Source organism: Achromobacter sp. FW305-C-28, assembly GCF_058783235.1.
Genome location: NZ_JBYSYL010000002.1, coordinates 398,949 through 422,107, shown reverse-complemented (window position 1 = coordinate 422,107; position 23,159 = coordinate 398,949). Strand labels below are relative to the sequence as shown.

Here is a 23,159-nt window from a genome sequence, read left to right as displayed (position 1 = left end):
CTCCCCGTCCCGGGGTCAGCAGCACCCGATCCGTTTCTTGCCGCCGTAACGGGCGTCCTGCCGCTCGCGAAAGAACGCTTCGTACGTCATGGGCGCTTGATCCGGATGGGTGCGCCGCATGTGTTCGACGTAGGTCTCGTAGTCGGGCACGCCGACCATCAGCCTGAGCGTCTGGCCCAGGTAGCGGCCGGCGGCGCCGGCCGCCGAGGTCATGTTGGTAAACAGCATGCGGCGGCTCCCGGGGTCAGTCCGCGCCGGCAGCAACGGCCGGCAGGGTTTCGTACGGCGTTTCGCGGGCGGTCGGCTTGTTTTCCTCGCGGGCGCGCAGCACCGAACGCACGCCGAACACCACGATGCTGACCACCACGAAGATGAAGATGCCGCACAGGCCGGCGTTGATGTAGTCGTTGAAGACCACGCGCGACATTTCCGACAGCGACTTGGCCGGGGCCAGCACCTTGCCTTCGGCGATGGCGGCGTTGTACTTGGCCGCGTGCGCCAGGAAGCTGACCTTGGGGTCGGCATGGAACAGCTTCTGCCAGCCGGCGGTCAGGGTGCACGCCAGCAGCCACAGCGTGGGCAGCACGGTGACCCAGGCGTAGCGGTCGCGCTTCATCTTGAACAGCACCACGGTGCCCAGCGTCAGCGCAATGGCGGCCAGCATCTGGTTGGCAATGCCGAACAGCGGCCACAGCGTGTTGATGCCGCCCAGCGGATCGACCACGCCCTGGTACAGGAAGTAGCCCCACGCCGCCACGCACAGGCCGGTGGCGATCAGGTTGGCGGGCAAGGACTCGGTGCGCTTGAGCGACGGGGCAAACGTGCCCAGCAGGTCTTGCAGCATGAAGCGGCCCGCGCGGGTACCGGCGTCCACGGCGGTCAGGATGAACAGCGCTTCGAACAGAATGGCGAAGTGATACCAGAACGCCATCATGCCCGGGCCGCCGATCACCTGGTGCAGGATGTGGGCCATGCCCACGGCCAGCGTCGGCGCGCCGCCGGCGCGCGAGATGATGGTGCTTTCGCCGACGTCCTTGGCGGTCTGGATCAGGTCGGCCGGGGTCACCACGAAGCCCCAGCTGGAGACCACCTGGGCCACCTGGTCGGGCGTGGTGCCGATGACGGCGGCCGGGCTGTTCATGGCGTAGTAGATGCCTGGCTCGATCACGCAAGCGGCCACCAGGGCCATGATGGCCACGAACGATTCCATCAGCATGCCGCCGTAGCCGATGTAGCGGGCCTGGGTTTCGTTTTCGATCAGCTTGGGCGTGGTGCCCGACGAGATCAGGGCATGAAAGCCCGACACCGCGCCGCAGGCGATGGTGATGAACAGGAACGGGAACAGGTTGCCCGACCACACCGGGCCCGAGCCGTCCACGAACTGCGTCAGCGCCGGCATTTTCAGCTCGGGCGCCACCACCACGATACCGATGGCCAGGCCGACGATGGTGCCGATCTTCAGGAAGGTCGACAGGTAGTCGCGCGGGGCCAGCAGCAGCCACACCGGCAGCACCGAGGCGATGAAGCCGTAGATGATCAGGATCCAGGTCAGACCCTTGCCGTCGAAGTCGAACATGGGGCCGATGACCGGATGCGCCGCCACGTCCTGGCCGAACGTGATGGCCGCCATCAGGCCGACGAAGCCGATGATGGAGACCTCGCCGATCTTGCCCGGACGGATGTAGCGCAGGTACACGCCCATGAAGAGCGCGATGGGGATGGTGGCGGCCACCGTGAAGGTGCCCCACGGCGAATGCGTCAGCGCCTTGACCACGATCAGCGCCAGCACGGCCAGGATGATCACCATGATCATGAAGGCGCCGAACAGGGCAATCACGCCCGGGATCTTGCCCAGCTCGGACTTGACCAGGTCGCCCAGCGAACGGCCGTCGCGGCGGGTGGAGATGAAGAGAATGGTGAAGTCCTGCACGGCGCCGGCAAACACCACGCCGGCCAGGATCCACAGCATGCCGGGCAGGTAGCCCATCTGCGCGGCCAGCACGGGACCGACCAGCGGGCCGGCGCCGGCGATGGCGGCGAAGTGGTGGCCGAACAGCACGTGCTTGTTGGTGGGCACGTAGTCCAGGCCGTCGTTGTGCTTCCAGGCCGGCGTCATGCGGGTGGGGTCCAGCTTGAAGACCTTGTTCGCGATGAAGCGGCTGTAATAGCGATATGCGATCAGATACACGCACACGGCGGCGATCACCACCCATAGCGCATTGATGGTCTCACCTCTGGCCAGCGCCACGGTGCCAAGCGCAAACGCGCCCAACACCGCAACCGCCAGCCAGACCAGGTGCTGACCCAGTCCCTTACTGCTGGTATGCATAAGTTCTCCTCGTGCCTGCCGCCATGCTCTTGGCGTGAAACGCTTTTTTCGTCTCGCGGAAGGCAGACTCATTGTTGTGGGGTGGCGGACACGGCGGTCCGCTCGGCGTCGGGTCGACGCGGGCGTTAGTATTTCGATTTGCCCCACCCGCAACAAGCGCGAAACTACGCAAGCGCCCTACGTGGTACTACCGAATGCGGCGCAGCATATTTGCGCCACAATCGTAAAATCGGCGGCTGACCATCCCCTTATTGCCGGGCCCTTTTTCATTGACGCAACGCAACACGTCCGCTCGTCGCTGATACAAATCTCCTCATGAAGCTGCGTCTGAAAATCCTGCTGCTGGCCGCCGTGCCCCTGCTCGTGGCGCTGGCGGCCATCGCCGTGGCCGTCTACGTGCAGGGCCTGCAACTGGCCCAGCGCGAAAAGGAAGTGGTGGAAAGCGCCTGGCTGGGCAGCAAGGAAAGCGAGCTGCGCCACTACGTCAGCCTGGCCTACAGCGCCATCGCCCCCCTGCAGGAAGCCAGCGACGGCGAGGCCGCTCGCGAGCGCGCCCTGGCGCTGCTGGCGCAGATGGAATTCGGCCACGACGGCTATTTCTTCGTCTATGACCTGCACGGCAAGAACCTGATGCACCCGCGCCAGCCCGAACTGGTCGGGCAAGACCTCTGGAACCTGCGCGACACGCGCGGCCAAGCGGTGATCCAGAACCTGCTGACGGCGGCCCGGCGCGGCGGCGCGCAAGGCCAGGCCGTGCATTACCTGTGGGAAAAGCCGTCGACCCACCAGACCGTCGAAAAGCTCGGCTACGTGGTGGTGCTGGAACGCTGGGGCTGGATGCTGGGCACCGGCATCTACCTGGACGACGTGGAACAGACCCTGGCCCACATCGACGCCGCCGCGCAGGCCAATATCCGCAACATGTTCGCCTGGGTGGCGGGCATCGCGGCCGTGTCCATCCTGCTGGTGGCGGCCTGCGGCCTGGCGCTCAATATCAGCGACCACCGCCAGTCCGACGCCAAGCTGCGCCTGATGGCCCAGCAACTGGTGCGCTCGCAGGAAGACGAGCGCGCCCGCCTGTCGCGCGAGCTGCACGACGGCATCAGCCAGGTGCTGGTGAGCATCAAGCTGTCGCTGGAAGCCGCCCGCGAGCGGCTGCGCCAGGCGCTGGGCGCCGAGCCGCGGGCGCTGGCCCATATCGACACGCCCCTGGGCGGCGCGCTGGACCGCCTGAACATGGCGGTGGGCGAGGTGCGGCGCATTTCGCATAACCTGCGCCCCACGCTGCTGGACGACCTGGGCCTGCCGGCCGCGCTGGAACACCTGGGCCGTGAATTCGCTGGCGCCAGCCAGCCGGGCGCCACGCCCCTGGCGGTGCGGCTGGCCACCCAGGGCCGGCCGGTGAAGCTGCCCGACGCCTACGCCACCGCCCTGTTTCGCGTCACCCAGGAAGCGCTGACCAACGTCATCCGCCACGCCGGCGCCTCGCGCGCCGACCTGACGCTGGCCTATTCCGCCCGCGACCTGCGCCTGACGATCAGCGACGACGGCCGCGGCTTCGACTACGCCGATGTGCAGCGCGACCCGCGCCGCGGCATCGGCCTGCGCAATATGCGCGAACGCATGACGGCGCTTTCCGGCAGCCTCAGTTTCCATACCTCCGGCCAAGGCACCACCTTGCAGGCCTGGCTGCCGCTGCCCGCCCCCTCTTTCGAACCGGCCCCTTCCGCATGACCGACCATCCCGACGCCATCCGACTCCTGCTGATCGACGACCACCCGCTGGTGCGCGACGGCCTGCGCCTGCGCCTGGAAACCGTGCCGCACCTGCGGGTGGTCGGCGAAGCCGGCAACGCCGCCGCCGTGCAGGCCTTCCTGCAGGCCTGCCTGGCCGAAGACCCGCAAGGCGGCACCCTGCCCCAACTGGCCCTGATGGACCTGAACATGCCCGGCGTGGGCGGGCTGGAACTGACCGCGCAGCTGCACGAGCGCTATCCGCAGATTGCGGTGCTGGTGCTGTCCATGCACGACAACGCCGAATACATGGTGCAGGCGGTGCGGGCCGGCGCCCGGGGTTACCTGCTCAAGGACGAGCCGGCGCAGGAAATCATCGCCGCCATCGACACGGTGATGACCGGCCGCAACTATTTCAGCGCCGCTGTCTCGCTGCGGCTGTCGCAGGCCAGCGCCCCGGCCACGCTGCTGACCCAGCGCGAACGCGACGTGCTGCGCCACATCGCCAGCGGCCATGCCAACAAGCAGATCGCCCAGGCGCTGGGCCTGTCGGTGCGCACCGTGGAAACCCATCGGCTGAACATCAAGCGCAAGCTGGGCATCGACGGCCAGGCCGAACTGGTCAAGTACGCCGTGGAGAACCGCGGCGTGTAGTTTCAGGCGCCTTTCAGGCGCACGGTCCGGGCCCGCGCTGGGGTAGACTTGCGTGTTAATCGCCATCAGTGGCGCGCAGCCCCAGGAGTCCTCCCCATGTCATTGGAAACACACTACACCGCCATTCTCGAAGCGCTGGGGGAAGATCCGTCCCGCGAAGGGCTGGCCGACACGCCCGCCCGCGCGGCCAAGGCCATGCGCCACCTGTGCCGCGGCTACGGCCAGAACCTGGACGAAATCGTCAACGGCGCGCTGTTCACGTCCGACACCCGCGAGATCGTGCTGGTCAAGAACATCGAGCTGTATTCGCTCTGTGAACACCACATGCTGCCCTTCATCGGCAAGGCCCACGTGGCCTACCTGCCCAACGGCCGCGTGCTGGGCCTGTCCAAGGTGGCGCGCATCGTCGAAATGTACGCCCGCCGCCTGCAGATCCAGGAAAACCTCAGCCGCCAGGTGGCCGAGGCCGTTCAGTCGGTCACTGGCGCCGCCGGCGTGGCCGTGGTGATCGAAGCCCAGCACATGTGCATGATGATGCGCGGCGTCGAAAAGCAGAATTCGTCCATGGTCACGTCGGTGATGCTGGGCGAATTCCACGAAAACCCCTCGACCCGGGCCGAATTCCTCAGCCTGATTCGCTAAATCAGACGGATTCCCCAAAACGGGCGGCCGGACCCTCTTGGTCCCGCCGCCCGTTTGCTTTGCGCCGTCCGCCAGATGGGGGATGCCCTCACATTGGCACCTATCGAACCGAGCATCTGGTCCTAGCGTTCCGATCCCATCCGGGCAAACTGGCGTCACAGGCCGCACCGGCACAAGCCGGTCGCGTCGGGGCGCGGCCCATCCTCAATCGGAGATCATCATGAACGCGATGTACCGCCTCATCCGCCGCTGTCTCCTTGCCGGCCTGGCCGCCGCGCTGCTGAGCGCACCCGCCTATGCCCAGACCCGCCTGACCGTGGGGTACCAACTGATCGTCGGCCCGTTCCTGGCCGCCATCGCCGACGGCAGTTTCGACAAGGCCCTGAAAGACGCGGGCTACCAGGTCGACTGGCGCCAATTCACTTCGGGCGGCGACATTTCCACCGCGCTGGCCTCCGGCAACGTGCCGGTGGGCGTATTGGGGTCCACCGGGATCACGTCCGCCGCCACCCGCGGCGTGGACATGGAACTGTTCTGGATCCTGGACAACATCGGCAAATCGGAAGCCCTGGTGGCGCGCAACGGCTCGGGCATCAACAGCACCGCCGACCTGAAGGGCAAGCGCGTCGCCACGCCGTTCGTGTCGACCTCGCACTTTCACCTGCTGGTGGGCCTGGAACAGGTCTGGAAGATCAGCCCGCGCGACGTACGCATCCTGAACATGCAGCCGCCGCAGATCGTGGCCGCCTGGCAACGCGGCGACATCGACGCCGCCTACGTCTGGCCGCCCGCCCTGACCGAAATCGAAAAGACCGGCAAGGTCATTGCCGATTCCGAGGCCATCGGCCGCGCCAGCGTGCCGACCTTCGACGGCCTGGTGGTGGACCGCGCCTGGGCCGCCAAGAACCCGAAGTTCATGGCCGCCTTCACCGGCGTGCTGGCCAAGTCGTACGCCGACTACCGCGCCAACAGCGCCGCCTGGACGGCCGACTCGGCGCCGGTGAAAAGCATCGTCAAGCTCATCGGCGGCAAGCCCGACGACGTGGCCTCGGCCTTGAAGCTGCTGACCTTCCCCACCGCGCAGGAACAGGCGTCCAATGAATGGCTGGGCGGCGGCAAAGAGGCCGGCGCGGCGCGCGCCTTCGCGGCCAGCGCCAAGTTCCTGAAAGACCAGAAGCAGATCGACCGTGCCCTGGACGACTACAGCAGCCACGTCACGGACCAGTACGCCAAGGCGGCCGTCAAATAGCCGCCAAGGCCCACCGGGCGCGCCGACAAGCGCGCCCCGGCGCCCGCCTCGCCGCGGGCGCCTCAATAACCAGGGAGCCCGCATGTCCCACGCCCCCCCACCCGCCGCGCAAGCCCTGCGCGCGGACCATGTCAGCGTCACCTACCCCGGGCTGCACGACAGCGGTCCGGTGATTGCGCTGCAAGACGTCAACCTGACCATCGAACCCGGCGAATTCGTCGTGGCGCTGGGCGCGTCCGGTTGCGGCAAGACCACCCTGCTCAGCCTCTTGGCCGGATTCCTGTCGCCCACCGACGGCGAGATCACGCTGGGCGGGCGGCCCATCACCGGCCCCGGCGCCGACCGCGGCGTGGTGTTCCAGAAGCACGCCCTGCTGCCCTGGCTGAACGTGCTGGAAAACACCGAGTTCGGCCTGAAGCTGCAGGGCGTGGACCGCGAAACGCGCCGCGCCCGCGCCCGCCGCAACCTCGAACTGGTGGGCCTTGCGGATTTTCACCGCCACATGATCTACCAGCTGTCCGGCGGCATGCAGCAGCGCGTGGGCATCGCCCGGGCGCTGACCTGCGACCCTGCCATGCTGCTGATGGACGAGCCCATGGCGGCCCTGGACGCACTGACCCGCGAGACCATCCAGGAGCTGCTGCTCGATATCTGGCGCCAGACCGGCAAGATGTTCTTCTTCATTACCCATAGCGTGGAAGAGGCGCTGTTCCTGGGGTCGCGGCTGATCGTGATGTCGCCGCGCCCGGGACGCATCACCCACACCTTCCAGCCGGACTTCAACCGGCGCTACCTGGAGACGCGCGATGGACGCGGCATCAAATCAAGTCCCGACTTCATCGCCATGCGCGAACAAGTCCTCGGCATCATCTACGGCGACGAACTTGCCGCCTCCGCCCCGCAGGCCGTCCATGCCTAGCCGATCTTCGGGGCATCAGCCGGCCACGCCGGGCAAGGTCTATGGCGCGCCGGGGGCCGGCTACAGCGGCCACATCAGCCTGTTGACCAGCATCGCGCTGCTGGCCCTGTGGTTCCTGGCCACCAACGCGGGCTGGGTCAAGCCGCTGTTCCTGCCGTCGCCGCAGGCGGTGTACGGCAAATTCGTGTCCGCCATGACCGACGGCGTGGCCAACTCGACCCTGGCCGAGCACGCCCTGGCCAGCTTGACGCGGGTGTTCTCGGCATTTTTCCTGGCCTGCGCCACCGCCATACCGGTGGGCATCCTGATGGGCGTGAACCGCTACGCCCGCGGCATCTTCGACCCACCCATCGAGTTCTACCGCCCATTGCCGCCCCTGGCCTACCTGCCGCTCATCATCATCTGGTTCGGTATCGGCGAGTTCCCCAAGATCCTCTTGATCTACCTGGCCATCTTCGCGCCCATGGCGATTGCGGCCAGGGCGGGCGTACGCTCGGTGTCCATCGAGCAGATCCACGCCGCCTACGCCATGGGCGGCACGAGGATGCAGATCGTCTGGCACGTGATCCTGAAGGCGGCAATGCCCGAGATCTTCACCGGCATGCGCATCGGCATCGGGGTGGGCTGGACCACGCTGGTGGCCGCTGAAATGGTGGCCGCCGACCGCGGGCTGGGCTTCATGGTGCTGAACGCCGCGCAGTTCCTGGCCAGCGACACCGTCATCATGGGCATCATCGTGATCGGCGTGTTCGCCTTCGCCTTCGACCTGTTGGTGCGCTACCTGGAGAAATTCGCGATTCCCTGGAAGGGACGCATCTGAAAGAAGGGTCTCGTTCCATTTTCTGGCCGATGCGTCATCCATTTGTCATCCTTGACGCGTCGGCAGGGCATTCCCGCATTCCGCCCCCCCATCCGCTCCTCTATTCTGGGACTCAGCCCCCCGCCCTGCCGCGCGCCTCGCGCCGGTACGGCCGGGGCGCGTCGCCACTACAAGGAGCCGCCATGTCCAGCCAGGCCTCGATGCTCAAGCCTGTGTTGTGGGAACGCCTGTTCGAACGCGAAAGCGCGCCCAATCTCAGCCTGCAGGGCCGGGTCCGGCAGATGCTGGTGTCGGCCATTCTCAGCGGCCACCTGCCGCCGGGCGCGCCGGTGCCGTCCAGCCGCTACCTGGCCGACCAGCTGCGCATCGCCCGCAACACCGTCGTGTTCGCCTACCAGCAACTGGTCAGCGAGGGCTACCTGGAATCACGCGAGCGCAGCGGCCACTTCGTCAGCGCCGACGTGCTGCAAGGGCGCGCCGCGCAGCACGCGGACCCCTGCGCCTCGAACGTGGCGGCCGACGCCGTCTGCTGGGACGAGCGGCTGCGGTTTCGGCCGAGCCGCCAGCGCAATATCGTCAAGCCGCAAGACTGGCAGAAGCAGCCCTACCCCTTCGTCTACGGCCAGTTCGACCAGGACCTGTTTCCCACCGCAGAATGGCGCGAGTGCTGTATCAAGGCCCTGTCGGTGCTGGACATCCGCAGCTGGGCGCCGGACCTGATCACCCACGACGACCCGGCGCTGATCGAACAGATCCGCACGCAGGTGCTGCCGCGCCGCGGGGTGTGGGCCGACGCCGAGGAAATCGTCATCACCGTGGGCGCGCAGCACGCGCTGTATCTGCTGGCCGACCTGCTGGTCAATGAAGACACGGTGGTGGGCATGGAAGACCCAGGCTACCCCGATGCGCGCAACATCTTCGCCAGCCACACCCGCCACCTGCTGCCGCTGCCGGTGGACGGCCAGGGCCTGTGCACGGGCACGCACCTCTTGGGCTGCGACTACATTTTCGTGACGCCGGGCCACCAATGCCCCACCACCGTCACGCTGTCGGCCGCGCGCCGCGACACCCTGCTGACGCTGGCCCGCCAGGCCGACAGCCTGATCATCGAAGACGACTTCGAAAGCGAAAGCCGCTGGGGCGAAGGTGCGATCCCGGCGCTGAAAAGCCAGGACCGCGATGGCCGCGTGATCTACGTGGGCAGCCTGGCCAAATCGTTCGCGCCGGGCCTGCGCATCGGCTACATCGTCGCCCCGCGCGAACTGGCCGCCGAGCTGCGCGCCCTGCGCCGCCTGATGCTGCGCCATCCATCGGCCTACATCCAGCGCGCGTTCTCGCTGTTCATCTCGCTGGGGCATCACCATTCGCTGCTGCGCCGGCAATCGCAGGCCTATCAGCAGCGCGGCGCCGAATTGACGGCGGCGCTGGCGCGCTGGCTGCCCGACTTCACGGCGGTGCCCATCACCGGCTCGTCATCGTGCTGGCTGCAGGGGCCGGCCTGGCTGGACGCCACCGAACTGTCGCAGGCGGCGCTGGCCGAGGGCGTCGTGGTCGAGCCAGGCAATGTGTTCTTCATGGACGGCGCCCACGCCCCGCGCAACTTCCTGCGGGTGGGGTTCACCTCGATCCGCGCCGAGCACATCGGGCCCGGGGTTGAAAAGCTGGCGCAGGTGGTGCACCGCTACCGCCTGCGGGCAGCGGCCTGACGGCGCCATCGGGGCAGGCGCCCGGCGCCGTCCGCGTTAAACGGCGCCATTGCGCCTGGCATCAGAGCATCTCGTCGCGCAGGTAGTACCAGCGGTACAGCAGCGCCTGCCCCAGCCGGCGGAACGGCGCGAACAGGTGCCCGGGCAGCGGCGTATCGTAGATCGGCAGGTCCCACGCGATGCCGTCCTGCCCCATCATGCGCTGCGCCAGGCGGCGCCCGGCGTGGGCCGAGAACGCCACGCCGTTGCCGCCGTAGCCAAAGGCGTAGTACACGCGCTGCGCCGGATCGGGCTGCGTAATGCGCGGCATCATGTCGTGGCTGACGTCCACCCAGCCCCACCAGGAATAGTCCACCTCGACCCCACGCAGCGACGGGAACTTGCGCGCCAGGCCGTTGCGCAGCAGCGCCAGGTGGCGCGGGTGCTGCGCGTCGGCGCCGCGCAGCGCGCTGCGGCTGCCGATCTGCATGCGGCCGTCCGGCAGCAGGCGGTAGTAGAAGCGCAGCGTGCGCGTGTCGGTGATGAACACCGTGCTTTTCAGGCCGGCGCGCTCGCGTTCGGCGGGCGTCAGCACCCGCGTCACCATGGAATTGGACAGCACCGGCATGATGCGGTTGTCGAGCAGGCCGTTGACCCCCTGCGCGGTGTAGCCGCCGGTAGCGAAGGCCACCCGCTTGGCGCGCACCGTGCCGCCCGGCGTCTGCAGGCGGTAGCCGCCGGCCTCTTCGGTCCAGCCCAGCACGGGGCTGCCCGGATGGATGCGCACGCCCAGCGCCCGAGCCTGGCGCATGTAGCCGTAGGCCAGCTTCAGCGGATGCACGCCCACGCCGTCCGGCTCGTGCATGGCGCCCACGGCCTCGTGGTCGTCGACATAGCGTTCGCGCAGCGCGGCCTTGTCCAGCATGCGCGTGTCGTAGCCGAACTGCTCGCGCATGACGCGGGCCTCGTTGCGCAGGAACGCCATCTTCTTTTCGCGGTGGGCAGTGTACAGGTGGCCGCCGGGCTGGGCGTCGCACTCGACCTGGTCCACCAGGCTCTTCCAGTACTCGAAGCCCTCGCGGATCTCGGCGTCCAGCCGGCGCGCGGTGGGCAGGCCCCAGCGTTCGATCCACTGCGACCGGTACAGCCGCCCCGATGCGTTCTGGCCCTGCCCGCCGTTGCGGCTGGTGCAGCCCCACACCGCGCGGTTGGCCTCCAGCACCACGGCTTTCACGCCGTAGTCGCGCGCCAGCGCCAGCGCGGCGGACAGACCGGTGAAGCCCGACCCGACCACCACCACGTCGGCATCGATGTCGCCCTGCACCGGCCCGTCGTCGGCCGGCGGCGGCCCGGCCGTGGCGACCCAGTAGGTCGGCGCGTAATCCTGCCCGCGGCCCGGCGGCGAGACCAGAGGATCGTAGGTGGGGTTGTAGGCGCTGGCGGCGGGGCTGGCGGCGTCCGGGGGATCGAAAGGCATAGCGGTATCCATGCGGCGGGGTCCGGTAGCGGTGAGCGGGGTCGGGGCGCGATGGCGGCCGGGGGAATCGACAGGTCAGCCGCGCGCCGGCAAGCTCGGGCGCTGCTTGCGGAACGCGTTCTTGACGCGGATCTTGCCGCCCTGGAAGGTGAAGACGTCGACCATGTCGGCCTCGATGCGAGAGCCGTCGGCGGCGGTGCCGGTGAAGGTGGATTCAGACACGCCCCGGTCTCCCGCGACCCAATGGCGGCCGTTGTTCCATTGCGCGTCCGGGAAATTCTTCCAGGCCGCTTCGAACGCCGCGCGCACCGCCTCGCGGCCGGCATGGCGGGCGCCCCAACGCTCGGGGCCGCCCACGGTTTCAAAGACGCAGTCGTCGCTCATGAAAGACATCAAGGCATCGATATCGTGGCGGTTCCACGCGGCTGCGAACTCGGCCAGCATGTCCACGGTGACGGTCTGGTGCATTGCCTACCCTCCTGAATCCGCGGGCGCGACATGCGCCCGCGTGCCAAGCCCAAGGTACGCGCGGGGTCTGGCAGGGTCTAGAACCAGACGCGGCCAATCGCTTGCACCAGACGGCGGTGATGGCGGCGCCACGCGGGCAACTCCGGCAACTTCGGGCGCAAACGTCACGCCGCAGCCGCCGAAAGATGCGCGGCCACCTCGCCGCCGCCAGCCCCATCGCGCAGCCCGATGAACACCAGCGCCGGCTGCTCGATCTCGGCCGGGCGAGGCGCCTGCGTGTCAAAGCGCACCCGGCGCCCCGCCAGCTGCACCAGCACCCAGCCATGGCGCTCGGTGCGCACCCAGCCTTTGGCGCGCAGCCAATGCCGGGGCAGCTGCCGCAGGCTGCTGGCCAGCCGGTCGGCATGCAACAGGTCCGGCGCCGGCCACAGCCAGCTTTGAAAGGGATGCGCGGGGTCGTCATCGGGGCGGGGGCCGTCATCGTGGTGATGCGACGCGTCGTGGCAGTGCGGGCCACAGGCGTCATGGGTGCAAACGCCCTGGGTGCAACCCACGGCTCCCAGTGCGCTCAGATCGACCCGCCCTTCCCGCGCGGCCACGATCGGCGCGCCGCCCGATTGCTCGCCCAGCCAGGCCCGCAGCGCCGCCGCCTCGCCGGGCGCCACCAGGTCCGTCTTGTTCAGCACCAGCAGGTCGGCCGCGCGCAACTGCCGCATCACGGTATCGGCCAGCAGCGGATCGGCGGCGGTCTCGCGGATGGCGCCCGCATCCACCAGCACCACCACGCCTTCCAGCTGCAAGAGCGGGTCCGCCATCCCAACCTGCGCGATACGGCCCGGGTCGGACACGCCGCTGGCTTCAATGACGATCCACTGCGGCGCCGGCTGCAAGGCCAGCACCCGCGCCAACGCCTCGTCCAGTCCGCCGGCCATGGAACAGCAGACACAGCCGTTGGCCAGCCGGATCACGCTGTCGGCGCGCTCGGCGATCAGGCCCGCGTCGATATCGACCGGCCCGAAATCATTGACCAGTACCGCCGCCCGGCGCGGGCTGCCGGTCAGCACGTGGTTCAACAACGTCGTCTTGCCCGCGCCCAGGAAGCCGCCCACGACCGTCAGGGGAATGCGCCCCATGTCAGGCGCCCTGGCGCGCCAGGGCACGGCCGCCAAGCATCGTGCCCAGCACGGCAATGTCCTTCAGGCCTTCGGGCGGCGCGGTCAGCGGATCGTCCTGCAACGCGCAGAAGTCGGCCTGTTTGCCCACTTCGATGGACCCGACCAGGTGATCCAGGTGCAGCGTGTAGGCGGCGCCCAGCGTGATGGCGTGCAATGCCGCGTCGACGCTGATGCGTTCGGATTCGCCCAGCACCCGGCCCGACGCGGTCTGGCGATTGACGGCGCACCAGGCGGTGAACAGCGGCCCGAGCGGCGTGATGGGCGCGTCGGAATGGATGCCGAACGGCACCCCGGCGCGCATCGCCGACGCGCAGGCATCCATGCGATTGGCGCGGTCCGGGCCCATGGTCAGCGCGTGGTGGGCGTCGCCCCAGTAGAAGATGTGGTTGGCGAACAGGTTGACGCACAGCCCCAGGCTGGCCATGCGCCGGAACTGCGCGGCGTCCGCCATCTGGCAGTGCTGCAAGGTGTGGCGGTGATCCGGCCGCGGGCTGCGGCGCAGCGCGCGGTCGATGGCGTCGATGGCGCGTTCGGTGGCCTCGTCGCCATTGGTGTGGATATGCAGCTGCACGCCGGCCTCGTGATAGGCCTGCACCAGCGCATCCAGCTCGGCCGGCGCGATCACCCAGATGCCGTTGGCCGCGCCGTTGTAGTACCCCGGCCAGCGCAGCCGCGCCGTGAAGCCCTGGATGGACCCGTCCACCACCAGTTTGACCATGCCCAGGTGCAGCTTGCCGTGGTTCAGGCGGCGCGCGGTTTCCAGCCGCGCCAGGCAGGCCGCCGGGTCGCCCGCGAAGGCCAGCGCCGAAGCCGCCGGCACGATCCGCACCGGATAGTCCGGCTCGGCCGTGACCCGCGCCAAGGTGGCCAGGCCGTCGTCGCCCAGCTCGTTGACCAGGTCGGTCGCGGTGGTCACGCCGGCCCATTGCGCGACCTGGCCGAACAGCCGCAGGCCGTCTTCCGACAAGCCCACCGTGCGGAACGGGCTGCCGATCAGGCGCATCACCGGGAACATGGCGGCGAATTCGCACAGTTCGCCGTTGGGGCGACCGTCGTCGAACCGGCTGATGCCTTCGATGTCGGTATCGCGGTCGATGCCGGCCCGTGCCAGCATCGGCGTGTTCACGTTCATCAGGTGCATGCTGGCGTGCATCACCACCACCGACCGTTCGGCCGACACGGCGTCCAGGTCGCGCACGCTCATGCGCTGACCGCCGAAGAAGATCGGGTCAAAGCCCCAGCCGATCAGGGTTTCGCCAGCTGCCAGGCCCTGGCCGAATTCGCGCAGGCGGGCCGCCACGGCGTCAAAGCTCTTCAGGCCCGGCCACAGGCGGCCATCCGGCCCGCGGCGGTCGTAGAAACCCACATAGGCAAACTTCCACATGCCGCCTTCCGGCAGATGGCAATGCCCTTCCACCAGCCCCGGCATCAGCACCTGGCCGGCGTAGCGCTCGTCCAGGTCGGCCGGCCCCCAGCCTGTCAGGTCGTCCAGGTTGCCCACGCCCAGAATGCGGCCCTCGCGCACCGCGACGTGCGTCGCGCGCGGCTGGGCCGGATTCATGGTCAGGATGCTGCGGGCGGAATAGATCGTGGTGCGGGGGGCAACGGACATCGGGACTCCTTCGGTTGGGGCGGCTTCACGCCTGCAGCGGCGAGACGGCGGCGCCGTGACGGGATTCGACGAAATGGCAGGCCACGTGGTGGCCGGGCGCGGCCTCGCGCAGCGGCGGCTCCTGGGCCGCGCACAAAGGCTGCGCCACCGGGCACCGCCCCGCGAAGCGGCAGCCGGGCGGCGGGTTCACCGGGCTGGGCGGATCGCCCGTCAGCCGCACCCGGCGCGCCGCCGCCTCGCGCCCGCCCTTCACGGTGGGCACGGCCGACATCAGTGCCACGCTGTACGGGTGCAGCGGCCGCGAGAAGAACGCCTGCCGCGTTGCCCGCTCGATGATCTTGCCCAGGTACATCACGGCGATGTCGTCGCAGACGTGTTCCACCACCGCCATGTCGTGCGAGATGAACAGGAACGACTGCGACTGTTCGCGCTGGATGCGGCGCAGCAGATTGAGGATCTGCGCGCGGATGGCGATGTCCAGCGCCGACACCGGCTCGTCGCACACGATCAGGTCCGGCGCGCTGGCCAGCGCCCGCGCGATGTTCAGCCGCTGGCGCTGGCCGCCCGAGAACTGGTGCGGATACAGCTGGCGCTGCTCGGGCCGCAGGCCGACCAGTTCGAACATCAGCGCCACCCGCGCCTCGCGGCCGCCGGGCGGGTCGATGTGCATCAGGTCCAGCGGCGCACGCACGATGTCGCCGGCGCGCTGGCGCGGATTCAACGACGAATACGGGTCCTGGAACACCAGTTGCAGGCGCCGCCGCATGCGCCGCAGCGCCGTACCGCGCAGCGCTGTCAGGTCGGTGCCGTCGAATTCGATGCGCCCGCCGGTGGGGTCTGCCAGCCGCAGCACCGACAGCGCCGTGGTGGTCTTGCCCGACCCCGATTCGCCCACGATCGCCAGCGTGCGGCCGCGCGCCAGATCGAACGACACGCCGTCCACCGCGCGCACCACGGCCTGGCCGCCGATGGGAAAGTGCACGGCCAGGTCGCGCACCGACAGCAAGGGGGAAGATTGCGGCGGCAACGTCATGCGGCCTCCGGATAGAGCCAACAGGCCACCGCATGGCCGTCGCCCACGGCGGCCATGGGCGGAAATTCATTGCGACAACGCGCCAGCGCACGGTTGCAACGGTCCTGGAAGGGGCAGCCTTCGCCGCGTTCCCACACCGACGGCACCACGCCGGGAATCTCCGGCAGGTCGGGCCGATGCGCGCTGGGCGTGCGGTCCAGTTCGGGCAGGCAGGCGATCAGCCCCTGCGTATACGGGTGGCGCGGCTGCGCCAGGATCTGGCCCACGTCGCCCTGCTCCACCAGCCGCCCGCCATACATCACCGCCACGCGGTCGGCCATCTCGGACACCGCCCCCATGTCGTGCGTGATCATCAACACCGCGGTGCCGCGCCGCGCCTGCTGTTCGCGCAACAGGTCGAAGATCTGCGCCTGCACGGTGACGTCCAGCGCGGTAGTGGGTTCGTCGGCGATCAGCACTTCAGGGTCGCACGCCAGGGCGATGGCGATCATCACCCGTTGCCGCATGCCGCCGGACAGCTGGTGCGGGTAGTCGTCCACCCGCCGCTCGGGCAACGGAATGCCCACCGACCGCAGCATGCCGATGGCGCGTTCGCGGGCCTCGGCGCGGCCCAGCCCCTGATGCTGGCGCAGCGGCTCGGCGATCTGGTCGCCCACCGTGTAGACGGGGTTCAGCGCCGTCATCGGTTCCTGGAAGATCATCGAAATATCGTTGCCCCGCACCCGCCGCATGGCCTCGTCGCCATACGAGGCCAGGTCGGCGCCGCGCAGCCGCACGTGGCCGGCGCCGATGCGCGCCAGCGGCGGAATCAGCCGCATGATGGCCAGCGCCGTCATGCTCTTGCCGCAGCCGGATTCGCCCACCAGGCACAGGGTTTCGCCGGGCCACAGGTCGAAACTGACGCCGCTGAGCACTTCGGCCGTGCGGCCGCGGGTGCGAAATTCCAGGCTCAGGCCGTCCACCTGCAGCACGGGCAGTTGATCGGCGGCGTTCATGCCCGCCCCCGCGAATTCGGATTGAGCGCGTCGTTCAGGCCGTCGCCGATCAGGCTGACCGCCAGCACCGTCACGAAGATGGCCGCACCCGGCAGCGTCACCGCCCACCAGGCCGCCAGGATGTACGGCCGGTTGCTGCCGATCATCAGGCCCCAGCTCATGACGTTGGGGTCGCCCAGCCCCAGGAACGACAGGCCGGCCTCGAACAGGATCGCGGTGCCGATGGCCAGCGTGGCCGATACGATCAGCGGCGCCAGTGCGTTGGGCAGAATCACGCGCCAGATAATGCGTGCGTTGCTGGCGCCGATCACCCTTTCGGCCAGCACGTATTCGCGCCGCTTGAGCCGCAGGAATTCGCCGCGCGCCAGCCGTGCGGTGCCGGTCCAGCTGACCACGCCGATGGCCACCGCGATGGTCGCCAGCGACGGGCTGAACAGGGTCACCAGCACCATGGCGAACAGCAGCGCCGGCAGCACCTGGAAGAATTCCGTGATGCGCATCAGCGTTTCATCGACCCAGCCGCCGTAGTAGCCGGCCAGCGCGCCGACGGTCACGCCGATGGCCATGGACAGCACCGCCGCCACCACGCCGACCAGCAAGGTGGCGCGGCCGCCATAGACCATGCCGGCCAGCACGTCGCGGCCCAGGTAGTCGGACCCCAGCCACCGCTCGCCGCCCGGCGGGTCCATGGGTGCGCTGACGATCTCGAACGGGTCTGCCTGCATCCACGCCGGCCCGAACAGGGTCACTGCCAGGATGGCGGCCAGCAGCAGCACGCCGAGCATGGCGCCCGGATTGCGCGCGAATACCCGCAGCGCTTCGTACGAGGGCCGCGGCGGGGCCTGGCGCGGCATGGCGGCCGAGGTGGCGTGGGCGGGGACGGCAAGAGGGGCTTGGCTCATGAGGTTTTGATCCTGGGGTCGATCAGCCGGTAGGCCAGGTCGGTCAGCTGGTTCATCACCACCACCAGCAACGAGGCGAAGAGCAGAATGCCGAGCAAGGTCGGATAGTCGCGCCGCAGCACGGAATCGAAGGCCAGGCGGCCCAGTCCGGGCCAGTTGAATACCGTTTCCACGAGAATGGCGCCGGCCAGCACGTTGCCGAACTGCAACCCCAGCATGGTCACCACCGGCAGCACGCCGTTGCGCAGCGCGTGTTTATACAGCACCGTGCGCTCGGGCAGGCCCTTGGCGCGGGCCGTGCGGATGTAGTCGGCCGACAGCGCGTCCATCACGCTGGCCCGCGCCAGCCGGCTGTATTGCGCCAGGTACACGAAGGCCAGCGTGAAGGCCGGCAGCACCAGGTGGTGCAGCACGTCCAGCGCGCCAGCCCAACCGCCGTCGGGCCCGCCCGCCGAGCGCATGTCGGACACCGGAAACCACGGCAGCGCCGAGGCGAACAGAATGATGAGGATGATGCCGGTCCAGAACACCGGCGCGGAATAGCCCACGATGGACAGCAGCGTGATGCCCTGCGACAGCGGCCCGTTGGGCTTGCGCGCGGCCAGCGTGCCCAGCAGCGTGCCCGCCACGAACGCGCTGGCCACCGACGTCACCACCAGCAGCAGCGTGGCCGGCACGCGTTCCCAGATCAGCTGGGCCACGGGCAGATTGAAGAAGTAGGAGTAGCCCAGGTCGCCCCGCACGACGTGCGACAGGTACAGGCCCAGTTGCGCCAGGAAGGGTCGGTCCAGCCCGTACTGGGTGCGCAACTGCGCGCGCAGTTCCTCGCTGATGCCGCCCATGGACCCGGCGATGGTTTCCACCGGATCGCCCGGCGAGATGTGGATCAACAGGAAGTTCAGCGTCACCACCGCCAGCAACAGCAGCACGGCATAGGCGAGACGACGCGAGAGATATCGCAGCATGTCGGCCCCCCGCTATTGCAGCCAGGTGTCGTCCAGCGGCGACAGCACGCCCCAGATACCTTCGGGCAGGCCATGCACCTTCCTGGACGACAGCGTGTGGTAGGGAATGACGGTGAGGAAGTCGATCGGCAGGTCTGCGGTGACCTGCTGCTGGAATTCGGCATACAGCGCGCGGCGCCTGGCCTCGTCGGTTTCGGTGCCGGCCTGCGCCAGCACGGCGTCGACCTTGGCATTCTTGTATGACTGCGTGTTGGTCCAGATGATGTCGCGGATATTGCTGGACAGGTAGGTGCGGTGCACGCCGATCACTGGATCGCCCCAGTTGAAGACGATGTCGGTGGTCATGTCGAAGTCATGGCTGGCGATGCGCTTGGCCCAGGTCGGAAAATCCGGCGACGCGCGCACCTGTACGGTCACGCCCACCTTCTTCAACTGGCTGCGCAGGTATTCGGCCACGTTCTTGCCCTGCACATCGCTGCCCGGCATGTAGTCCACCGTCAGCGACAGGCGTTCGCCCTTGCCGTCTTTCTTGAAGCCGGCCTCGTCCAGCAGCTGCTCGGCCTTTTTCAGGTCCAGCGGATACTTCTTCAGGTCCTGCGTGGCGAACGGGCTGGAGGCCACGATCGGGCCGTCCGCCGGCTTGGCGAAGCCGGCGTTCAGGGCCTTGGTGATGAAGTTCTTGTCGATGGCGTAGGCAATGGCCTGCCGCACCCGCACGTCGTCCAGCGGCTTGCGCGCCGTGTTGAACGCCAGCCAGCTGAGCGCGCCAATGCCTTCGTAGCCGCGGCTGCTCATCGTGATGCCCGGGTTGTCCTTGGCGCGCCGCAAAATGGTGGGTTCGGACATGAACGGCAACGCGCCGACCTCGCCGCGTTCCAGCCCGATCAGCAGGTTGGTGGCGTCGGGGTTGATCTTGACCACCACGCGATCCAGGTACGGCTTGCCTGGCAGGAAGAACTTGTCGAAGCGTTCCAGCACGATCTCCTGCCCGGGCTTGAATTCCTTCAGCTTGAACGGGCCCGACCCGACCACGTCGGCGGAATTGCGCGGATGGTTCTTCAGGTCCTGCCCATCGCCATAGATGTGCTTGGGCAGCACCGGCATCAGGGCCGGCGACAGCGCCAGCAGAATCGCCGGGTGCGGCTGGCTCATGCGCAGCACGGCCGTGTAGGGGTCGGGCGTGTCCACGCTTTCGACGGGCGCGAACATGCTCTGGAACGGATGGTTCTGCTTGACCGCCATGACCGAGAACGCCACGTCCGCGGACGTCACCGGCTGGCCGTCATGGAACACCGCGTCGTGGCGCAGGTGCAGCGTCAGCGACTTGGCATCGGGCGCCAGTTCCCACGACTGCGCCAGGTAGGGCTGCGGCTTCCAGTCGGCGTCGTAGCGCAAGGGGCTGGCGAACAGCTGGGCGCTGGGCAGCGCGGTGGCGATGCCCGATTGCACCGCGCCATTCAAGTGCCGCGGCACCTGCGTCGAGCCGATGACCAACGTGCCGCCCGGCTTGGGCGCATCGGCGGCCTGTGCGCCGGACAGCAACGCCAGTGCCGTCATGACCGTGGCCAAACCCCATCGTGCGCTGCGCATCTTTCACCCCCTGGTTTTGAGCTGGCCGTTGAGAAGCGGCCTTGGCGTTAGCCTAGTCAACCCCAGGACCTGACCTTAGTACCAAACCGGTGGACTCGTTGGTGCCAGGGGCAGGCCAGCGCCGCCCTCAACCCGCCAGCGCACGGGCATGCAGCACGGCCACCGCGCAACTGTTGACGCGGGCCTCGACGGAATCCGAGCGGCTGGTCAACAGCACCGGCACGCGCGTGCCCAGCACCAGCCCGGCCGTGCCGGCGCCGGCCAGCCAGGTCAGTTCCTTGTAGAGCATGTTGCCCGCCTCGATGTCGGGCACCAGCAGGATGTCGGCATCGCCCGCCACCGGCGACACGATGCCCTTCTGCTCGGCCGCCAGCCGCGAGATGGCGTTGTCGAACGCCAAGGGGCCGTCGATCTCGCCGCCGCGAATCTGCTGGCGGTCGGCCATCTTGGACAGCGCCGCCGCATCCAGCGTGGCGGGCATGGCGGGGTTGACGGATTCGGTGGCGCACAACACCGCCACCTTGGGCCGCGCCACCCCCAGGGCGCGTGCCAGGTCGATGGCATTCTGGGCGATGTCGGCCTTTTCCGCCAGCGTGGGCGCGATGTTGACGGCGGCGTCCGTCAGGATGAAAAGCTTGGCGTACGCCGCCACCGACATGACAAAGGCATGGCTGATGCGCCGGCCGGTGCGCAGGCCGGACTCGCGCGCCACCACCGCCGACATGAAGTGGTCGGTGTGCAGGCTGCCCTTCATCAACATGCCGGCCTTGCCGTCGCGCGCCAGCGCCGCCGCCACCGCGGCCGCCTGGCGTTCGTCATCGGGCGTATCGATGATTTCCAGCGAGCCGGCGCGCAGGCCCATGTCGGCTATCAGCGCGGCCAGCCGGGCCGCCGGCCCGACCAGCAACGGCTCGATGTAGCCGGCTTCTTGCGCCTGCACCGCCGCGCCCAGGCTGGCCGCGCACAGCGGATAGGCCACCGCCGTGCGCACCCGCCCGGCCGACAGCGCCGCGGCCCGCAGCGGCTCGAACAAGCGGTCGGCGGCCATGCTCTAGCCGCGCACCGGATCGATCGACAGCGGCACCTCACCCGGCTGGAACGGCTGGTTGACGTAGCGCTTGTACTTGTCCAGCAAGCGCAGCGGCTGCTTGAGCGCGTCGCGGCGGAACGGGTCGCCCAGCTCCTGGCTGACCATCATTTCCAGCACCGTCGTCTTGCCTTCGGACTGCGCCTTGCAGGCCGCCTGCAAGGCCGCGCCCACCTGGTCCGAGTGTTCGACGCGGATGCCTTCGGCGCCCATGGCGCGGGCCAGCTCGGCGAAGTTGGGGTTCAAGAGGTTGCTGCCGACGAAGCGGCGGCCGTAGAAGTCCACCTGGTTCTTCTTTTCGGCGCCCCACTGGCCATTGTGGAACACCACCGCGGTGACCGGAATGCGCTCGCGCACGCAGGTCAGCAGTTCCTGAAAGCTCATGCACCAGGCGCCGTCGCCCACGTACGCCACCGCCGGACGGTCAGGCCGCCCAAGCTTGGCGCCGATCAGCGCCGGCAAGGCGTAGCCGCAATTGCCGAAACTCATGGCGGCCAGCATGGAGTTGGGCTCGTCAAAGCGCAGGTAGCTGTTGGACACCGAGCAGATGTTGCCGATGTCGGTGGACACCATGGCGTGCTTGGGCATGGCGCGTTCCAGCTCGCGCAGCATGCGGCGCGGATGCATGCGACCACCGCCATGCTCGATGATGTCCAGGCTCCAGTCGTCGCGTTCGTGCGACCACTCATCCAGCTCTTTTTCCCAGGCACTCTTCTGGCTGGATATCTGGTCGCGGCGAACCTCGCGAGTGGCCTTGCAGGCCACGTCGCGCGCCTGCAGCTTGGCCGTCAGCGCGGCCGCGGCCGGCTTGGCGTCGCCACAGATGCCCACCGACACCGGCCGCACCAGGCCCAGCATGCGGTGGTCGGCATCGACCTGGATGATGCGCGCGCCCTGCGGCCAGTAGTCCAGCCCGTGCTGCGGCAAGGTGCCGAAGGGCCCCAGGCGCGTGCCCAGCGCCAGCACCACATCGGCCTGCGACAGGAGCTTCATGCCGGCCTTGGACCCCTGATAGCCCAGCGGGCCGCACCATAGCGGATGGCTGGCGGGGAAGGCGTCGTTGTGCAGGTAGCTGGTGACCACCGGCGCGCCCAGCAGTTCGGCCAACGCCACGCATTCGGCCTGGCCGTCCGAGAACAGCACGCCCCCGCCGGCCACGATGACCGGGAACTTGGCCCCGGCCAACAGGCGCGCCGCGGCTTCCAGGTCTTCTTCCGAGCCCGGACCGCGGCGGATGCGGCGCGGCTCGGGAATGGCCACGTCGATCTCGCCGTAGAAGTAGTCACGCGGAATGTTCAGCTGCGTGGGGCCGCGTTCGGCCAGCGCGTTGTCGAAGGCCTTGGCGGTGAACTCGGCCATGCGGTCGGGGCGGTTCACGTGAGCCTGGTACTTGGTGATGCGCGAAAAGATCGGCAGCTGCTCGGTTTCCTGGAAGCCGCCCAGGCCCATGCCCGACGTGCCGGTCTCGGGCGTGATCGCCACCACCGGGCTGTGGGCCCAGTAGGCCGCGGCCACGCCGGTGACGAAATTGGTGATACCCGGCCCGTTCTGCGCAATGCAGACGCCGTGGCGGCCGGTCACGCGGGAATAGCCGTCGGCCATGTGCGCGGCGCCCTGCTCGTGCACTGTGGGCACGAAGCGGATGCCGGCCGCGGGAAACAGGTCCAGCGCGTCCATGAAGGCCGAGCCGACGATGCCGAAAACGTCCTTGACGCCCTGCGCCACCAGCGTTTCGACGAACGCCTCGCTGGGGGTCATGTGTTGCTTGCTGCTCATGGTCTCTCTCCTGGCGGGCCGGCGCGGCTTGGATTGCATATTGGCCGG

Annotated in this window: 20 protein-coding genes; 7 read left to right on the top strand and 13 right to left on the bottom strand. The window is 68.6% G+C overall.

The genetic code is table 11. The annotated features are described in order from the left end of the window. Positions 1 to 15: 15 nt before the first annotated feature. Both AC3WMR_RS06910 and AC3WMR_RS06905 read right to left on the bottom strand, forming a co-directional pair. Entirely contained in the window at positions 16 to 228 is a 213-nt protein-coding gene (locus AC3WMR_RS06910; protein WP_492263658.1) for a YbdD/YjiX family protein, read from the bottom strand. Positions 229 to 244: 16 nt separating this feature from the next. Beyond that, positions 245 to 2,329 (bottom strand): carbon starvation CstA family protein, encoded by a 2,085-nt coding sequence (locus AC3WMR_RS06905; protein WP_025137678.1) that lies wholly within the window; start codon positions 2,327 to 2,329, stop codon positions 245 to 247. Positions 2,330 to 2,644: 315 nt separating this feature from the next. On the opposite strand from AC3WMR_RS06905, the gene AC3WMR_RS06900 reads away from it, so the two are divergent. The 7 genes from AC3WMR_RS06900 to pdxR all read left to right on the top strand — a co-directional run bounded on the left by AC3WMR_RS06900 (position 2,645) and on the right by pdxR (position 10,052). Next, a complete protein-coding gene (locus AC3WMR_RS06900; RefSeq protein WP_492263659.1) occupies positions 2,645 to 4,063 on the top strand; it encodes a cache domain-containing protein in 1,419 nt (472 codons plus the stop codon). Beyond that, positions 4,060 to 4,716 carry a response regulator gene (locus tag AC3WMR_RS06895; protein ID WP_492263660.1) on the top strand — a complete coding sequence of 219 codons (657 nt, stop codon included), beginning with the start codon at positions 4,060 to 4,062 and terminating at the stop codon, positions 4,714 to 4,716. Before AC3WMR_RS06900 ends, AC3WMR_RS06895 begins: the two co-directional genes overlap by 4 nt. Positions 4,717 to 4,812: 96 nt before the next feature. After that, entirely contained in the window at positions 4,813 to 5,358 is a 546-nt protein-coding gene (folE, locus tag AC3WMR_RS06890; RefSeq protein ID WP_025137675.1) for a GTP cyclohydrolase I FolE, read from the top strand. A gap of 220 nt (positions 5,359 to 5,578) precedes the next feature. Continuing rightward, positions 5,579 to 6,607 carry a taurine ABC transporter substrate-binding protein gene (gene tauA, locus AC3WMR_RS06885; RefSeq protein WP_492263661.1) on the top strand — a complete coding sequence of 343 codons (1,029 nt, stop codon included), beginning with the start codon at positions 5,579 to 5,581 and terminating at the stop codon, positions 6,605 to 6,607. Between the two features lie 82 nt (positions 6,608 to 6,689). Continuing rightward, complete coding sequence (locus AC3WMR_RS06880; protein WP_492263662.1) at positions 6,690 to 7,526, top strand: taurine ABC transporter ATP-binding protein; 837 nt, start codon at positions 6,690 to 6,692, stop codon at positions 7,524 to 7,526. Beyond that, positions 7,519 to 8,346, top strand: a complete 828-nt coding sequence (locus tag AC3WMR_RS06875) for an ABC transporter permease subunit (protein WP_492263663.1) — start codon at positions 7,519 to 7,521, stop codon at positions 8,344 to 8,346. The genes AC3WMR_RS06880 and AC3WMR_RS06875 overlap by 8 nt, the downstream gene beginning before the upstream one ends. Before the next feature lie 182 nt (positions 8,347 to 8,528). Beyond that, a complete protein-coding gene (gene pdxR, locus AC3WMR_RS06870) occupies positions 8,529 to 10,052 on the top strand; it encodes a MocR-like pyridoxine biosynthesis transcription factor PdxR (RefSeq protein ID WP_492263664.1) in 1,524 nt (507 codons plus the stop codon). Between the two features lie 61 nt (positions 10,053 to 10,113). On the opposite strand, the gene AC3WMR_RS06865 is transcribed toward pdxR, so the two are convergent. The 11 genes from AC3WMR_RS06865 to xsc all read right to left on the bottom strand — a co-directional run bounded on the left by AC3WMR_RS06865 (position 10,114) and on the right by xsc (position 23,111). Next, positions 10,114 to 11,520, bottom strand: a complete 1,407-nt coding sequence (locus AC3WMR_RS06865) for an NAD(P)/FAD-dependent oxidoreductase (protein ID WP_492263665.1) — start codon at positions 11,518 to 11,520, stop codon at positions 10,114 to 10,116. 63 nt (positions 11,521 to 11,583) lie between these two features. Next, positions 11,584 to 11,976 carry a nuclear transport factor 2 family protein gene (locus AC3WMR_RS06860; protein WP_492263666.1) on the bottom strand — a complete coding sequence of 131 codons (393 nt, stop codon included), beginning with the start codon at positions 11,974 to 11,976 and terminating at the stop codon, positions 11,584 to 11,586. Positions 11,977 to 12,140: 164 nt separating this feature from the next. After that, positions 12,141 to 13,109 (bottom strand): CobW family GTP-binding protein, encoded by a 969-nt coding sequence (locus AC3WMR_RS06855; RefSeq protein WP_492263667.1) that lies wholly within the window; start codon positions 13,107 to 13,109, stop codon positions 12,141 to 12,143. A 1-nt stretch (position 13,110) separates the two neighbouring features. Beyond that, positions 13,111 to 14,763, bottom strand: a complete 1,653-nt coding sequence (locus AC3WMR_RS06850; RefSeq protein ID WP_492263668.1) for an amidohydrolase — start codon at positions 14,761 to 14,763, stop codon at positions 13,111 to 13,113. Between the two features lie 25 nt (positions 14,764 to 14,788). Beyond that, positions 14,789 to 15,796 (bottom strand): ABC transporter ATP-binding protein, encoded by a 1,008-nt coding sequence (locus AC3WMR_RS06845; protein ID WP_492263669.1) that lies wholly within the window; start codon positions 15,794 to 15,796, stop codon positions 14,789 to 14,791. After that, positions 15,793 to 16,791 (bottom strand): ABC transporter ATP-binding protein, encoded by a 999-nt coding sequence (locus AC3WMR_RS06840; protein WP_492263670.1) that lies wholly within the window; start codon positions 16,789 to 16,791, stop codon positions 15,793 to 15,795. The genes AC3WMR_RS06845 and AC3WMR_RS06840 overlap by 4 nt, the downstream gene beginning before the upstream one ends. Then, positions 16,788 to 17,693 (bottom strand): ABC transporter permease, encoded by a 906-nt coding sequence (locus tag AC3WMR_RS06835; protein ID WP_492263671.1) that lies wholly within the window; start codon positions 17,691 to 17,693, stop codon positions 16,788 to 16,790. Before AC3WMR_RS06835 ends, AC3WMR_RS06840 begins: the two co-directional genes overlap by 4 nt. Then, positions 17,690 to 18,658, bottom strand: coding sequence for an ABC transporter permease (locus AC3WMR_RS06830; protein WP_175194227.1), 969 nt, complete (start codon positions 18,656 to 18,658; stop codon positions 17,690 to 17,692). The genes AC3WMR_RS06835 and AC3WMR_RS06830 overlap by 4 nt, the downstream gene beginning before the upstream one ends. 12 nt (positions 18,659 to 18,670) lie before the next feature. Beyond that, positions 18,671 to 20,248 carry an ABC transporter substrate-binding protein gene (locus AC3WMR_RS06825; RefSeq protein WP_492263672.1) on the bottom strand — a complete coding sequence of 526 codons (1,578 nt, stop codon included), beginning with the start codon at positions 20,246 to 20,248 and terminating at the stop codon, positions 18,671 to 18,673. 127 nt (positions 20,249 to 20,375) lie between these two features. Further along, entirely contained in the window at positions 20,376 to 21,296 is a 921-nt protein-coding gene (locus AC3WMR_RS06820) for a bifunctional enoyl-CoA hydratase/phosphate acetyltransferase (RefSeq protein ID WP_492263673.1), read from the bottom strand. 3 nt (positions 21,297 to 21,299) lie between these two features. After that, entirely contained in the window at positions 21,300 to 23,111 is a 1,812-nt protein-coding gene (xsc, locus tag AC3WMR_RS06815; protein ID WP_492263674.1) for a sulfoacetaldehyde acetyltransferase, read from the bottom strand. Positions 23,112 to 23,159: the final 48 nt, after the last annotated feature.

What these genes read in the sequence shown, in the direction of transcription:
- AC3WMR_RS06900 (WP_492263659.1), top strand. Translation starts at nt 2,645, where the DNA reads ATGAAGCTGCGTCTGAAAATCCTGCTGCTGGCCGCCGTGCCCCTGCTC.
- AC3WMR_RS06825 (WP_492263672.1), bottom strand. Translation starts at nt 20,248, where the DNA reads ATGCGCAGCGCACGATGGGGTTTGGCCACGGTCATGACGGCACTGGCG.
- pdxR (WP_492263664.1), top strand. Translation starts at nt 8,529, where the DNA reads ATGTCCAGCCAGGCCTCGATGCTCAAGCCTGTGTTGTGGGAACGCCTG.
- AC3WMR_RS06835 (WP_492263671.1), bottom strand. Translation starts at nt 17,693, where the DNA reads ATGAGCCAAGCCCCTCTTGCCGTCCCCGCCCACGCCACCTCGGCCGCC.
- tauA (WP_492263661.1), top strand. Translation starts at nt 5,579, where the DNA reads ATGAACGCGATGTACCGCCTCATCCGCCGCTGTCTCCTTGCCGGCCTG.
- AC3WMR_RS06865 (WP_492263665.1), bottom strand. Translation starts at nt 11,520, where the DNA reads ATGGATACCGCTATGCCTTTCGATCCCCCGGACGCCGCCAGCCCCGCC.
- AC3WMR_RS06850 (WP_492263668.1), bottom strand. Translation starts at nt 14,763, where the DNA reads ATGTCCGTTGCCCCCCGCACCACGATCTATTCCGCCCGCAGCATCCTG.
- AC3WMR_RS06905 (WP_025137678.1), bottom strand. Translation starts at nt 2,329, where the DNA reads ATGCATACCAGCAGTAAGGGACTGGGTCAGCACCTGGTCTGGCTGGCG.
- AC3WMR_RS06860 (WP_492263666.1), bottom strand. Translation starts at nt 11,976, where the DNA reads ATGCACCAGACCGTCACCGTGGACATGCTGGCCGAGTTCGCAGCCGCG.
- AC3WMR_RS06840 (WP_492263670.1), bottom strand. Translation starts at nt 16,791, where the DNA reads ATGAACGCCGCCGATCAACTGCCCGTGCTGCAGGTGGACGGCCTGAGC.
- AC3WMR_RS06820 (WP_492263673.1), bottom strand. Translation starts at nt 21,296, where the DNA reads ATGGCCGCCGACCGCTTGTTCGAGCCGCTGCGGGCCGCGGCGCTGTCG.
- AC3WMR_RS06845 (WP_492263669.1), bottom strand. Translation starts at nt 15,796, where the DNA reads ATGACGTTGCCGCCGCAATCTTCCCCCTTGCTGTCGGTGCGCGACCTG.
- AC3WMR_RS06875 (WP_492263663.1), top strand. Translation starts at nt 7,519, where the DNA reads ATGCCTAGCCGATCTTCGGGGCATCAGCCGGCCACGCCGGGCAAGGTC.
- AC3WMR_RS06880 (WP_492263662.1), top strand. Translation starts at nt 6,690, where the DNA reads ATGTCCCACGCCCCCCCACCCGCCGCGCAAGCCCTGCGCGCGGACCAT.
- xsc (WP_492263674.1), bottom strand. Translation starts at nt 23,111, where the DNA reads ATGAGCAGCAAGCAACACATGACCCCCAGCGAGGCGTTCGTCGAAACG.
- AC3WMR_RS06910 (WP_492263658.1), bottom strand. Translation starts at nt 228, where the DNA reads ATGCTGTTTACCAACATGACCTCGGCGGCCGGCGCCGCCGGCCGCTAC.
- folE (WP_025137675.1), top strand. Translation starts at nt 4,813, where the DNA reads ATGTCATTGGAAACACACTACACCGCCATTCTCGAAGCGCTGGGGGAA.
- AC3WMR_RS06830 (WP_175194227.1), bottom strand. Translation starts at nt 18,658, where the DNA reads ATGCTGCGATATCTCTCGCGTCGTCTCGCCTATGCCGTGCTGCTGTTG.
- AC3WMR_RS06895 (WP_492263660.1), top strand. Translation starts at nt 4,060, where the DNA reads ATGACCGACCATCCCGACGCCATCCGACTCCTGCTGATCGACGACCAC.
- AC3WMR_RS06855 (WP_492263667.1), bottom strand. Translation starts at nt 13,109, where the DNA reads ATGGGGCGCATTCCCCTGACGGTCGTGGGCGGCTTCCTGGGCGCGGGC.